The 12,995-nt window shown below is 29.0% G+C and carries 11 protein-coding genes; 7 read left to right on the forward strand and 4 right to left on the reverse strand.

What is annotated here, in order from left to right:
* The first annotated feature begins 61 nt into the window (after window positions 1-61).
* Together G8C43_RS09110 and G8C43_RS09115 are read left to right on the forward strand one after the other, a co-directional pair.
* Window positions 62-1,090, forward strand: a complete 1,029-nt coding sequence (locus tag G8C43_RS09110; RefSeq protein ID WP_160566502.1) for a PLP-dependent cysteine synthase family protein — start codon at window positions 62-64, stop codon at window positions 1,088-1,090.
* A 23-nt stretch (window positions 1,091-1,113) separates the two neighbouring features.
* Window positions 1,114-2,364, forward strand: a complete 1,251-nt coding sequence (locus G8C43_RS09115; RefSeq protein WP_105297230.1) for an aminotransferase class I/II-fold pyridoxal phosphate-dependent enzyme — start codon at window positions 1,114-1,116, stop codon at window positions 2,362-2,364.
* 146 nt (window positions 2,365-2,510) lie between these two features.
* Here the strand turns inward: G8C43_RS09115 and dtd are convergent, their stop codons facing one another.
* Genes dtd through G8C43_RS09130 form a run of 3 tightly spaced genes read right to left on the reverse strand, consistent with a single transcriptional unit; the run spans window position 2,511 to window position 4,702 of the window.
* Entirely contained in the window at window positions 2,511-2,963 is a 453-nt protein-coding gene (dtd, locus tag G8C43_RS09120; RefSeq protein ID WP_166005584.1) for a D-aminoacyl-tRNA deacylase, read from the reverse strand.
* A 17-nt stretch (window positions 2,964-2,980) separates the two neighbouring features.
* Window positions 2,981-3,901 (reverse strand): flagellar motor protein MotB, encoded by a 921-nt coding sequence (locus G8C43_RS09125; RefSeq protein ID WP_166005585.1) that lies wholly within the window; start codon window positions 3,899-3,901, stop codon window positions 2,981-2,983.
* 15 nt (window positions 3,902-3,916) lie between these two features.
* Window positions 3,917-4,702 carry an exodeoxyribonuclease III gene (locus tag G8C43_RS09130; RefSeq protein WP_166005586.1) on the reverse strand — a complete coding sequence of 262 codons (786 nt, stop codon included), beginning with the start codon at window positions 4,700-4,702 and terminating at the stop codon, window positions 3,917-3,919.
* Window positions 4,703-5,181: 479 nt separating this feature from the next.
* Between G8C43_RS09130 and G8C43_RS09135 the strand changes: the two genes are divergently transcribed.
* From G8C43_RS09135 to G8C43_RS09155, 5 genes are all read left to right on the forward strand, one after another.
* Window positions 5,182-7,563 carry a TonB-dependent receptor domain-containing protein gene (locus G8C43_RS09135; protein WP_166005587.1) on the forward strand — a complete coding sequence of 794 codons (2,382 nt, stop codon included), beginning with the start codon at window positions 5,182-5,184 and terminating at the stop codon, window positions 7,561-7,563.
* 80 nt (window positions 7,564-7,643) lie between these two features.
* The gene (locus G8C43_RS09140; protein WP_160542617.1) at window positions 7,644-7,826 is read left to right on the forward strand and encodes a hypothetical protein; all 183 of its coding nucleotides are present in this window, start codon (window positions 7,644-7,646) and stop codon (window positions 7,824-7,826) included.
* A gap of 677 nt (window positions 7,827-8,503) precedes the next feature.
* Window positions 8,504-8,671, forward strand: coding sequence for a hypothetical protein (locus G8C43_RS09145; RefSeq protein ID WP_160542616.1), 168 nt, complete (start codon window positions 8,504-8,506; stop codon window positions 8,669-8,671).
* Between the two features lie 227 nt (window positions 8,672-8,898).
* A complete protein-coding gene (locus G8C43_RS09150) occupies window positions 8,899-10,224 on the forward strand; it encodes a radical SAM/SPASM domain-containing protein (RefSeq protein ID WP_166005588.1) in 1,326 nt (441 codons plus the stop codon).
* The gene (locus G8C43_RS09155; protein ID WP_166005589.1) at window positions 10,211-12,427 is read left to right on the forward strand and encodes a peptidase domain-containing ABC transporter; all 2,217 of its coding nucleotides are present in this window, start codon (window positions 10,211-10,213) and stop codon (window positions 12,425-12,427) included. The genes G8C43_RS09150 and G8C43_RS09155 overlap by 14 nt, the downstream gene beginning before the upstream one ends.
* A 7-nt stretch (window positions 12,428-12,434) precedes the next feature.
* Here the strand turns inward: G8C43_RS09155 and G8C43_RS09160 are convergent, their stop codons facing one another.
* A complete protein-coding gene (locus G8C43_RS09160; protein WP_255490364.1) occupies window positions 12,435-12,992 on the reverse strand; it encodes a hypothetical protein in 558 nt (185 codons plus the stop codon).
* Between the last annotated feature and the right edge of the window lie 3 nt (window positions 12,993-12,995).

Raw genomic sequence — 12,995 nt, forward strand, 5'->3', positions numbered from 1 at the left:
AAGAAAAAAAAATTATAAATTTGCCCCTTGAATTAATTATATAAATTAATAATAAGATAGGATGGCTGGAACTTATAATAATGTTCTTGAGTTAATTAACAATACGCCGTTAGTTCGCTTAAACAGAGTAACAGAAGGAATGAAAGGTTCTTTTTTTGCAAAATTAGAATGCTATAATCCCGGACACTCAACTAAAGACAGAATTGCGCTTCATATTATTGAAAATGCTGAAAAACAAGGTTTATTAAAGCCAGGAGCAACTATAGTTGAAACAACTTCAGGAAATACAGGTTTTTCCATAGCTATGGTAAGTATCGTGAAAGGCTATAAATGTATAGTAGCAGTTAGCGATAAAACAAAACCTGAAAAAATCTCTTTTCTTAGAGCAATGGGAGCTAAAGTTTATTTATGTCCGGCTAATGTTCCGGCAGATGATCCCAGATCCTATTATGAAGTTGCCAAAAGAATAGCAGCAAATACCCCTAATTCCTTATATATTAATCAATATTTTAATAAAGAAAACACAAAATCTCATTATTTAAGTACAGGACCTGAAATTTGGGAGCAAACGCAAGGGAAAATTACCCATCTTATTGGATGTACAGGAACCGGAGGAACACTTACGGGAGCTGCACAGTTTCTCAAAGAAAAAAATCCTGATATTAAAGTAATAGGAGTGGATGCAGTAGGTTCAGTATTAAAAAAATATTTTGAAACAGGAGAATTAGACCGTAACGAGATCAAACCTTATCAAATTGAAGGTTTAGGTAAAAATTTAATACCGGGTGCTTTAGATTTTTCTGTTATCGATCAATACGTTAAAGTATCAGATGAGCCCAGTGCCTATGCTACCAGAGAATTAGCTCTAAAAGAAGGAATGATGGTAGGATATACCAGTGGAGCAAGCTTAACAGCAGCACGTACAATAGCAGATACTTTTAGTGATAACTCATTGGCTGTTTTAATTTTTCCGGATCACGGTTCCAGATATATGACTAAAGTTTTCAGTGATGAATGGATGTCATCTCAAGGTTTTGTCAACAGCAAATTGAATGGGTTAGAATCTCACGCTACTGTAGAAAAAATATAACTAACTTTGGTTAAATTGTAACAATGGATATTTTTGAAAGAATAAAAAATAATCCCGGTCCACTAGCTAAATATGCGGACTATGGGGAAGGAGAATATATATTTCCTGTTCTAGAAGGAGAAATCAGCCCAAGAATGAAATTTAAGGGTAATGACATGATCATCTGGAGCATTAATGATTATTTAGGATTGGCTAATCATCCTGAAGTGCGAAAAGCAGATGCAGATGCAGCAGCTCAATATGGTATGGCTTATCCAATGGGAGCGAGAGCCATGTCGGGTCAGACTCATTACCATGAAGAATTGGAAAAACAATTGGCTAATTTTGCAAACAAAGAATCAGCTTATTTATTAAATTTTGGATACCAGGGAATGTTATCGATTATAGATACATTGGTTTCCAAAAATGATGTAATCGTTTACGATGTAGATAGCCATGCTTGTATAGTTGATGGAGTAAGACTTCATTTTGGAAAAAGATTTACCTATCAGCACAACGATATAGAAAGCTTGGAAAAAAATCTGAAAAGAGCGGAAAAAAATGCAGCAGAATCAGGAGGAGGTGTTTTAGTTATCACCGAGGGAGTTTTCGGAATGAGAGGAGAGCAAGGTAAATTAAAAGAAATTGTAGAACTGAAAAAGAAATACAATTTTAGATTATTAGTTGATGACGCTCACGGATTCGGTACACTTGGTAAAACAGGAGCAGGAGCAGGAGAAGAGCAAGGCTGCCAGGACGGTATAGATGTTTATTTTTCAACATTTGCAAAATCTATGGCTGGAATTGGTGCATTTGTAGCTTCTAATAAAGAAATAATCAGATATTTAAAATACAATTTAAGATCTCAAATTTTCGCAAAATCTTTGCCGATGCCTATGGTGATTGGTGCGTTAAAAAGATTGGAATTGTTACGAAGCAAACCCGAACTTAAAGATAAACTGTGGCATAACGTAAAAAAACTTCAAGAAGGATTAAAAGCCAGAGGATTTGATATCGGTAAAACCAATACTTGTGTAACTCCTGTATATATGCAGGGAGATCCTATTGAGGCTACTTTATTAATTAAAGATATTCGTGAAAATTATAAAATTTTTACCAGTGTTGTAGTATATCCGGTTATTCCTAAGGGAATGATACTTTTACGTTTAATACCTACGGCTTCGCATACAGATGAAGAAATTGATAAAACCTTGGATGCTTTCGAAGCTGTTAGAGACAAGCTGGTTGGAGGTGTATATAAACAACAAATGACAGATTTAAATTTAAATATTTAATCTTTCTGTTTAAATAAAAGAATAAAAACCTGATTATTTTAAATAATCAGGTTTTTTTATGCGATAAGTTTTCAATAATTATTAATCAAAAGGTGAAAGTTTTTTAAAACAAAAAGTCTTTTAATTTGAATAACTATCTATTTTTATTATTCTTTATTTTTAGAATCTATGAGAATAGTTACCGGACCATCATTGAGTAAAGAAACTTTCATATTTGCACCGAATATCCCGGATTGGACAGGTTTTGATAATATGTTGGATAATTGATCTTTAAATTTTTCATACATAGTATTGGCAAATTCTTGTTTTGCGGCTTTTATATAACTCGGCCTATTACCTTTTTTTGTGGAAGCATGAAGGGTAAATTGGCTTACTAATAAAATATCTCCTCCAATATCCAAAATTGATTTATTCATTATTTCATTTTCATCATTAAAAATTCGAAGATTACAAATTTTATTAGACAACCAATCTATATCTTCCCGGTTGTCTGCTTCCTCAATACCTAAAAGTATTAACAAACCATGATCAATTTGGCCAACTATTTTATTATCAACTTTCACGGAAGATTCTAAAACTCTTTGGATAACCACTCGCATAAAATTAAATCTTAAAATTATAAATCATTTAAAATTTTAGTAATTTCACTCAAATTAGGAGCTATAATAATGTCAACCCTTCTATTAGCTGCTTTTCCGGTAGCTGTGGAATTACTGGCTAGAGGAGCATATTCACTTTTACCGGAAGCGGTCATTTGCTTAGGCGAAACTCCTTCAGATTGAAGAATTTTAGTTATGGCGGTTGCACGCATTACAGATAAATCCCAATTGTCTTTAATGCTTCCGCTACCAGCATATTTATCGGAATCCGTATGTCCTTGAATAATTATATTTAAATTTTTATCTTTAGATAAAACTTCGGAAAGGTCGTGAAGCGCTTTTATACCATCCGTTTCCACCGTCCAACTTGCTGATGGAAACAGAAGTTTATTCTCCATGGAAACGTAAATATTTCCATCTTTTTCTTCAACAGTAATTCCTTTTCCTGAATAATTTTTTAAAGCGATTTGAAGTTTGTTTTTTAATTTGGAAACCGATTCTTTTTGTTGAGAAATTAAGTTTTCCAGCTCATTAATTCTTCTAATTTTTTCTTGTAGCTGACCTTGGGTTTGCTCTAATTCATTTAATATTTTTTTTCTGGATTGTTCCGTACTTTGAACTTGATCAGCTATTTGTGCGTTTTTGGCTTTAAGATCTTCCATATCTTTAAGTCGTGTAGCATATTCTATTTGAAGATCTGAATATTCAGCATCAAGCTGTGCTTTCTTTTTAGCCAGGGCGTCTTGTTGTTCTTGTAATGATGAATATTGGTCGGATAAAGATTTTAATTCGTTTTCTTTTTCTTGAATTGCTTTTTGACTTTTTCTTTCTCCTTGCAATGAAGCATAATATTTTTTTTCTAATTCATCGTATCTGGATTGAGGTACACAGGATGCGGCGAGAATTACAAGAGAAATAATACAAGTTGCTTTTTTCATAATTAGATAATTTAATTAAAGATTTTGTGTTTTATTTAGGTCGAAATCAATACCTACCGGAGCGTGGTCAGAGTGTACTGCTTGAGTTAAAATATAAGCTCTTTGCAAATGTTTTACCAAAGGCTTGGTAACCAAAGTGTAATCGATGCGCCATCCTTTATTATTACTTCTGGCTGTTTTTACACGGTATGTCCACCACGAATATTGATTGGGTTCATGATTAAAAACCCGTAAAGTATCTACCAAATTACATTGATCAAAGAAACGATCCATCCATTCTCTTTCTTCAGGAAGAAAACCGGAAACTTTAGCATTTCGAACCGGATCATTGATGTCTATGGCTTTATGACAAATATTTATATCGCCATTTATAATAAGGTTTTTAAACTCTTTTTCTAATTTTTTAATATAATTTAATAAATATTCGCAAAATTTCATTTTAAAACCTAAACGAGAAATATTGGTTGCAGAGGGAACATAAACACTTAAAACTGAAAAGTTTTCAAAATTTGCTTGTAATACTCTTCCTTCTTGATCGTATTCTTGCTCATCACAACCATATTTCACTGAAACCGGTTTTTCTTTAGATAAAATTGCTACTCCGCTATATCCCTTTTTTTCTGCCGGAAACCAGTAGGAATGATAACCCAAACTTTCAAATACTGTTGAGTCGAATTGATCAGTATGTGCTTTTATTTCTTGCAAGCAAAGTATATCAGGATTGGCAGATTTCAACCAATCAATTAAGCCTTTATTTAATGCGGCTCTTATTCCGTTAACGTTGTAACTCAATAGTTTCATTTTACAAAAGTACTGTTTTTTATATTTCAGATTTTTATAAAAAAACGTTTTACTTGTTAATAATAAATTAAAAAAGAAATGTTATTTAAATCACTAGTTTATAGTATAAAGTAACTACATAACAAGTTAGAAGTTTACAAATGGCTAATAAGTAGAGATAGAAAAATATTTTAAAATTTGATATTTTATTTTAAAATGATGTATTCAAGACTAAGTACTCATTGAGTAATAATAAAATATGATATAATTCAGTTTTATTTAAATAGTATTATAATATAAATTTGTATTTTATATAAAATAAAATTACTATGAATTCTTTATATTTATCTGTATTAAATTTTATAAGTTCTCTGTTTTTATAGGTTGTATCTGATCAGGAAATCTAAATTTAAAAATTTCTATCAATGAGAGTAATTTAATTAGTAATCATTTATGAAATGTATTTGTAAAACTAAGGATAATGATATAAATGTGCTTGTATGAAGATTAATATTTTATTAGTTTTATTCTTTCAGTTCTTCCTAAGTTTTTCTCAAAAAGTTCATATTAAAGGAGAAATAAAATTTGAAAAAGTTAATTCCGGTCATTTAGCTGAAGTAATTCTGGCAAATCGAGATTCGATAGTAGGAAAAGTTATAGTCAAAGAAGAATGTAAATTTCGTTTTGATCATTTGTCTCTAGGAAATTATAATTTGATCATTAAAGAATCGGAGGAAGTTTTATATGCTCAAAGCTTGGAACTTAAAGAAGATACTGATTTAGGTATACTATCCATTAGAACGCCTAACGAATTACAGGAGATATTAGTTACCGGAAAAAAAAGGTTAATTGAAAAGAAAGTTGACCGAACGATTTATAATATTGAAAATTCAATAGGATCCGCCGGAACAGATGTTTTAGATATTTTACACCTTATGCCGGGAATAGAGGTACGAAATAATCAATTATTTCTTACAGGTAAAAGTTCGGTAAAAGTGCTGATTGATGATAAGATCGTTTCTCTGAATGGTGATGATTTATTTAATTATTTAAAAAGTATCCCTTCTGACCAGGTAAAGAATATTGAAGTTATAACTACGCCTCCTTCACAATATGATGCAGAAGGTAACTCAGGCCTCATAAATATAAATTTAAAAAAAATCAAAAAAGATTTTTGGGCATCTAACCTTACGTCTTCATATAAACAAGGGTATTACGCATCAGGTAATTTTGGAGCAAACTTTACTTACAGTAAAAATAAAATAAACTTAGGCCTATCATCTAATTACTCGAACGGCAATTACAAAAATGTAAAAAAAAGTAAGGTGTATTATCCCGAGCAATTATGGGATGAAAAGGAAACAGGTAAAAATTATCAAAATACACTCAGTTCAAAATTTTTGTTAGATTATCAATTAACTTCTAAATGGAATTCAGGAATACAATATTTGCTCAATTATTCAGAACCGCATTCTCGATATAAGGATATAACAAATTTCCATACATATGAAAATAAATTGGATTCATTACTCAGGACTAAAAGCTATGAAAATTCTACAAAAAGATTGAATTCACTTAATTGGTATTCACATTTTACCATTGATAGTTTAGGTAAAAAAATAAAATTGAATTTTGATTATTTTAACTACAATACTGAGAAAAAATACAATTATTTAACCCGTTCTTATGGGACTCACAACGATCTAATTACGCGTTATTTCCCAGTTGAAAATAAGGGATCGCTAGATATAGATAATTATAGCGGCCGGGTTGATATTGATTACCCCCTTTCTTTTATAAACTTACAATACGGGGCTAAAATATCTTTTACGAAAACGAAAAGCAGTTTAAGGAATTATCTGACAAAAAGTGAGAATGTAATTGAAAAAACGCATCAAGATGACTTTATATATAAAGAAAATTCGCAAGCTCTTTATGTCTCAGCCAGTAAAGAAATGAAAAAATGGGATATTCAACTAGGGATTAGAATGGAAAATACGCAAACTCGTGGAAATTCCATTTCACTTAATGAATGCAATAAAAATAATTATTTGAAATTATTTCCAACTTTATATATACTTTATAAAGCAAACGAAAATAATTCTTATTCTTTTACCTATTCTAGAAGAATTGACCGGCCGGATTACAATTCCGTTAATCCTTTCAGGAATTATTCAAATCCCTATCAATATTCAGAGGGTAATCCTTTTTTAAAACCTGTCATTAATAACAGTATTGAGCTATCTTATTATTATAAAGATATTATACAAACCATTTTACAATTTATGGTTCAAAAAGATAACTTTAACGATGTTGCCTATTTGGATAAAGATAGTTATATACAAGCAACAAAAGTGGAAAATTATTTTGATAATTATGGGGTAGGGATAATTCAATCTTTTACCTATACTAAATTGAATTGGTTGCAAAGTAATCTAATGTTAGTCGGGGGTTATCTATATTTAAAATCTAAAATTTATCCGATCACGGATAAATCTCAAGAAGGATTTATGGGTAGAATACAAGCTAATAATACATTTATCCTTAATAAAAGTAAGACACTGTCAGCAGACTTGATAATTTCTTATTACCCGCGCAGTCAAGGAGCTTTAAGTACCAATTATTCATTAACACAAATGGATATGTTTTTTAAAGCTCTACTGTTGGATAAAAAAATGCAATTATCCTTACAGGTTACTAACCTATTTAATGCAGATCAATTTAGAAATAAAAGCACTAATAACGGCATAAGTGCTAAATATAGAGGGTATTATGAATCTCCTTCAATACGAATATCGTTAAGCTATAAATTAGGAAGTTCAACAGTAAAAGAAAAAAATATTGAGGGAAGTAATACAGAAGATCAGAACAGAATTAAATAAAAATACAGATTGCAATCGTTGTCCATAAATGAGTCAAGACACAAAAAGGTTACTCTAAAATTTATAATAATTATTCAAATATGAAAACAACAAAAAAAGTTGACGTTAAAAAATTTGAAACATTACAAACGTCAGGAGAAGTTTTAAAAGGAGGTTTTTCAAAATCATTAACTGCAGTTGATGCTAAGGATGTAATGGGTGGATGTATGAATGTAGGAATTTGTATAAATAAATGTACGGGTCCGGTTAGATGGAAATGTTAACAATCTTACTTTAGTCTAACAGAGTATTGTTAGCAGCAATACTCTGTTTTGGAATATAAAAGTTTAAAAAATGTTAGGTTAGTTTTATAAAAGTTCTTTATTACTAAATTGAGTTAAAAATAAAAATTTAGCCTGTTTAATATGAGAGGTAAAAATTTATAAATTCTAATAGGATAATTTCAATTAGCTGATATAATAATACTCGAAAAGATTATCTATAAAATTTTTAGTTGACTATTGTTAATTATTGTATTTTTTTAATTTCTATTTAAATAATTTTATTAATAATTATGTGTATTTATGTTATAAAAATTATTTTATAATTTTAATTATAATATAAATTTTCTATATTTGTATGTGTATATTAATTATATGATACATAACGTTTTTCTTAAAGTTTACTAATTAAAATTAGCGATAAAAGATAAATTTATTTCGTTATCTAAAATTTATAATAAGTAAAAAAATGTAAAAATTTTAGTCAATCCGGTATAAGAAATATAATAATATTAGAATGCTTAATATTTTACAAATTGTCATTTAGCATAATGATATTTATATATAAAATAATTTATACTAATAGAATATATTAAAATAAAATAAAGATTGCAATCATTGTCCATAAATGAGTCATGACATAAAAAGGTTACTCTAATATTAATTTAAAAATTAAAATTATGAAAACAACAAAAAAAGTAGACGTTAAAAAATTTGAAACATTAAAAACATCTGGAACAGTTTTAAAAGGTGGATTTTCAAAATCATTTACTGCAGTAACTTCATGTGAAGTACTTGGAGGTATGGCAGCTAATAGATGCACTACAAGGATTTTAAATCGAATTTAAGATTAAGAATTTAACAGAGTGTTGTTTAACACTCTGTTTTTTAATGAAAAATCTGCACATAACTTTTAATAATATTTATACCTATTATAAATTTCAATAGATGATAAAATAGATTAAAAATGATCATCTAAAAATAATTATATATCTAATAAGAATTATATGTTATAAATGGATTTTATCTTTCAAAATTAGTAATAGAAGTGAACTAAATAAATTAAATATATATAATGGAAATACATTCTATGAAATATAGTCATTATAATGTATGCTTACCTTATGGAGAGCAATATGTTTTATATAATACCCTTGAGCAACGATTACTTTTTATACAATCTGAACTTAAAGAATTAATGGAAATGTATAAAACATCAGAGCTAAAAGAGATCCATCCGGAATTTTTCAATTATATGGTAGAAGAAAAATTTATTATTAATGATGAAATAGATGAGCTGGATGAAATAAAAAAAATAAGTAAAAGCATTGATGAAGATAATTCATTGTTTTTATTAACTATCAATCCAACTATGAATTGCAATTTTAAATGTTGGTATTGTTATGAAAATCTGGTAAAAAGTTCAAGGTTAAATGAAAATGGACTATCTAAAATCAAAAAGTTGATAGATACCATTACCAATAATAAGGATTTAAAAAATATGAATATTTCATTTTTTGGCGGAGAACCTTTATTATATTTTAATAAAAATGTAATTCCTATAATTAATTATTATTTAGAAAGATGTACAGAGAAAAATATAAATGCTTATACATCTTTCACTACTAATGGATATTTAGCAAATCAAGAATTTATAAATTTTTTCTTGGATAAAAACGTCCGATGCAATTTACAAATCACTTTAGATGGTCATAAAGAAGAACATAATAAAGTGCGCTATATAAGTCAAAATAAGGGTTCTTATGATAAAATTGTTTCAAATATAAAAAACTTGATAAAGAATAAATTCTATGTGAATGTTAGAATAAATTTCACTGATTCAAATATTTTTAATGCAAACAAAATTTATGACGATTTCGAAGACGTCGAAGAAGATATTAAAACTCAATTTTTAAAATTCGATTTTCATAGAGTATGGCAAAATAAAAAAATAGATCAGACACAAGATATTGTTGATAAAGAAATGAATCAAATAAATAGCAAAGGAGGGAAAACCTCATGCCATGAATATAGCCCGGATACCCTTCGAAATTCATGCTATGCAGATAAAAAAAATAGTGTTGTTATCAATTATAATGGAGATATATTTAAATGCACGGCCCGTGATTTCTCAACTAAAAATAGGGAAGGATATTTAACGGAAAACGGAGAATTATTTTGGGAAAATGACTCGTTAAATAAACGAATGAATTCAAAGTTCAAGAATCGCCCATGCTTAGAATGTAAAATTTTACCTTTATGTAATGGGGGATGTTCTCAAACTGCCTTGGAAAGTCTGGCCGCTAATAGAGAGTATTGTGTGTATTCATGGGATGAGACAGAAAAAGAAAAGGTTATAAGAAATAAAATAAGTGAAATTTTAGAGAATGCGAATAAATAAAAGGCATCGTTTACAATTTTATAATCAACTCGAAAGCAGCGATTGCGGAGCAGCCTGTCTAGCCATGATCATGAGCTATTTTGGCAAAAAAACTTCACTTAATTATATTAAATCTTTTTTTGAATTTACTCGTATTGGAGTATCTGTACAAGATCTCGTGGATGTCTCCGAAAAATTAGGATTAACAGCCCATGCGTTAAAATTAACAGTTGAAGAATTAGATGAAATTCCCACGCCTTATATTTTATATTGGAAACAAAGTCATTTTGTAGTTTTAGAAAAAATAGTTAAAAAGAAAAATCAAGTTTATTATCATTTAGCAGATCCCAGTTATGGTAAGGTAGTACTAGATAGAGAATCTTTTATAACTGAGTGGAAAGAAAACAATACTAAGGGGATCGTTTTATTTTTAGAACCTTCTGAAAATTTTTGCACTATAAAAATTGATAATGTAAAAAATAAAAGTTTGTTTCAATCCAGTATAATAAAATATACGTATAGGTTTTTAAAAAATCATAAACGTAACTATTTCCTTGCTATATTTTTAGTTTTCATAGGATTAGTGACGAATTGGTTCATTCCCTTTACCTTTCAGAACATTATTGATTTAGGAATTTCTTCAAAATCATTACGAGTAGTTTATTATCTTTTATTAGCGCAATTTATTTTGTTCATATCTAATTTTGCCTCAGACTTTTTTAGTCAAATTGTGCTTACTAAGCTAAATTTCATATTAAGTATTGAATTACGAAAAACATTACTTTTAAAAATATTACGTTTACCCATAGTTTTCTTTGACACTCAAATTAACACGGAAATTCTACAACGGTTGGAAGATCAGCAAACCATTCAACGGTTTTTTACTTGGAAAGGGGTTACTTTACTATTGAGTTTTTTAAATGTGGTTGTTTTTAGCTGTGTATTGGCATATTTTAGCATAACCATATTTTGTGTATATCTAGTATTGTCAATAATTTCAGTATTGTGGTTTTCTATTTTTTTTAATAAACGAAATATAATTGAATATGCATCATTTTTAAAAAGATCAGAAAACAGCAATAATATATATGAATTCATAATGAATATGCCTGAGATAAAAATTAATAATGCTCAGGAAAAAATTATTAATCGAATTATTTCTACTCAAGATAAATTAAACCGATTGGAAATTAAATCGTTACTTTTAAATACCTATCAGCTTTTTGGAGTAGATACACTTTCCAAATTAAAAGAAATTATTGCCATAGCATTTTGTGCAACATTTATCATAGAGGACCAAATGTCTTTGGGAACTTTAATGGGAATATCCTATGTCATCGGACAACTTTCAACACCACTACAAAATTTAATTATGTTTCTTCGTGATACACAAGATACCATTATTGCCAATAAAAGAATTGAACTAATCTATGAAATACCTGATGAAGATTCTCAAAATAAAAAGCACATAAAAAATTGCGTTATTCATAATATTTATATTGATCATGTGTCCTTTAAATATCCGGGAACCCATAATCCCTTTATATTAAAGGATATACATATGGTAATACCTAAAAACTCCATAACGGCCATTGTCGGCGCTAGTGGTAGTGGTAAAACAACTCTGTTGAAATTATTATTATCGTACTATCCTATAAAAAAAGGAGGAATATATTTAGATACCTGTTCCATGAATGATATAAATGCCGAAGAATGGAGAGAGCGATGTGGAACAGTGCTTCAAAATGGAACCATCTTTAGTGATACCATTGCAAGTAATATTTCCATGTCCGGAAAAAGCTATGATGTAGATAAACTTAGAAAAGCAGCAAAAATAGCGGGAATACAAGATTTTATTGAAAACTTACCGATGCATTATTTCACTCGTGTTGGGAATGCCGGGATAGAATTATCGGGCGGACAAAAACAAAGAATTCTTATAGCGAGGGCTGTTTATAAAAATCCTGAATACTTATTTTTTGATGAAGCTACTTCTGCTTTAGATTCTGAAAATGAAAGGATTATTCATGCTAATTTACAAGAATTTTTTAAAGGTAAAACCGTGATAATTATAGCCCATCGATTATCAACAGTTAAAAATGCAGATCAAATAGTAGTTTTAAAAAACGGTCAAATAGTAGAAACAGGAAATCATAGCCAATTAGTAAAATTAAGGTCAAATTACTATAATTTGGTTAAAAATCAATTGGAATTGGGCACATAATCCTAAATTAATTCAATCCTTCCAAAAACTCAATTACCGAAGAAAAACTAATTTCTTCAATAATTTTAAAAAAATCAATTTCTTCCTGATGAGGTAAAAAATCAGAGATAATACGCAGGATAAAATCCTGTGGTCTTTTCAAATACATAAAAGTATAATCTTCCATATTAATCAATGTTCCGATCGGAATATTGGAAGTCGTAACAAACTTATCGGAGGTGAGGGAACTTAGTTTAGGAAAATGAGTATGAGATGAGGAAAGTATTAATTTTCCATTTTCAAATATTTCTCCTGAATATCCGTATAACGAAGAAGCCACCACTTCAACTAAACTTCCTTTTTGTAGCTCTTTAGGCATCGTTTTCTCAATTCCGGTAATAGCTGTAAATCCTACTAAAACATCTAAATCAGACTTTGGTTTAGTAATCATGGATTTAGCAATTTTTTCACGACCTATACCGGTTATAATAACCTCATAAGAATGTTTTAATTTAGAAAAAACCTTTAAAGCATCTAAAATTTTTTGATTTTCTTCCCTCATAGGGGTGAATAAATTAATTCTCATGTT

The organism is Apibacter sp. B2966 (genome assembly GCF_011082485.1).
Classification (GTDB): domain Bacteria; phylum Bacteroidota; class Bacteroidia; order Flavobacteriales; family Weeksellaceae; genus Apibacter.

What these genes read in the sequence shown, in the direction of transcription:
- G8C43_RS09110 (WP_160566502.1), top strand. Translation starts at nt 62, where the DNA reads ATGGCTGGAACTTATAATAATGTTCTTGAGTTAATTAACAATACGCCG.
- G8C43_RS09115 (WP_105297230.1), top strand. Translation starts at nt 1,114, where the DNA reads ATGGATATTTTTGAAAGAATAAAAAATAATCCCGGTCCACTAGCTAAA.
- dtd (WP_166005584.1), bottom strand. Translation starts at nt 2,963, where the DNA reads ATGCGAGTGGTTATCCAAAGAGTTTTAGAATCTTCCGTGAAAGTTGAT.
- G8C43_RS09125 (WP_166005585.1), bottom strand. Translation starts at nt 3,901, where the DNA reads ATGAAAAAAGCAACTTGTATTATTTCTCTTGTAATTCTCGCCGCATCC.
- G8C43_RS09130 (WP_166005586.1), bottom strand. Translation starts at nt 4,702, where the DNA reads ATGAAACTATTGAGTTACAACGTTAACGGAATAAGAGCCGCATTAAAT.
- G8C43_RS09135 (WP_166005587.1), top strand. Translation starts at nt 5,182, where the DNA reads ATGAAGATTAATATTTTATTAGTTTTATTCTTTCAGTTCTTCCTAAGT.
- G8C43_RS09140 (WP_160542617.1), top strand. Translation starts at nt 7,644, where the DNA reads ATGAAAACAACAAAAAAAGTTGACGTTAAAAAATTTGAAACATTACAA.
- G8C43_RS09145 (WP_160542616.1), top strand. Translation starts at nt 8,504, where the DNA reads ATGAAAACAACAAAAAAAGTAGACGTTAAAAAATTTGAAACATTAAAA.
- G8C43_RS09150 (WP_166005588.1), top strand. Translation starts at nt 8,899, where the DNA reads ATGGAAATACATTCTATGAAATATAGTCATTATAATGTATGCTTACCT.
- G8C43_RS09155 (WP_166005589.1), top strand. Translation starts at nt 10,211, where the DNA reads ATGCGAATAAATAAAAGGCATCGTTTACAATTTTATAATCAACTCGAA.
- G8C43_RS09160 (WP_255490364.1), bottom strand. Translation starts at nt 12,992, where the DNA reads ATGAGAATTAATTTATTCACCCCTATGAGGGAAGAAAATCAAAAAATT.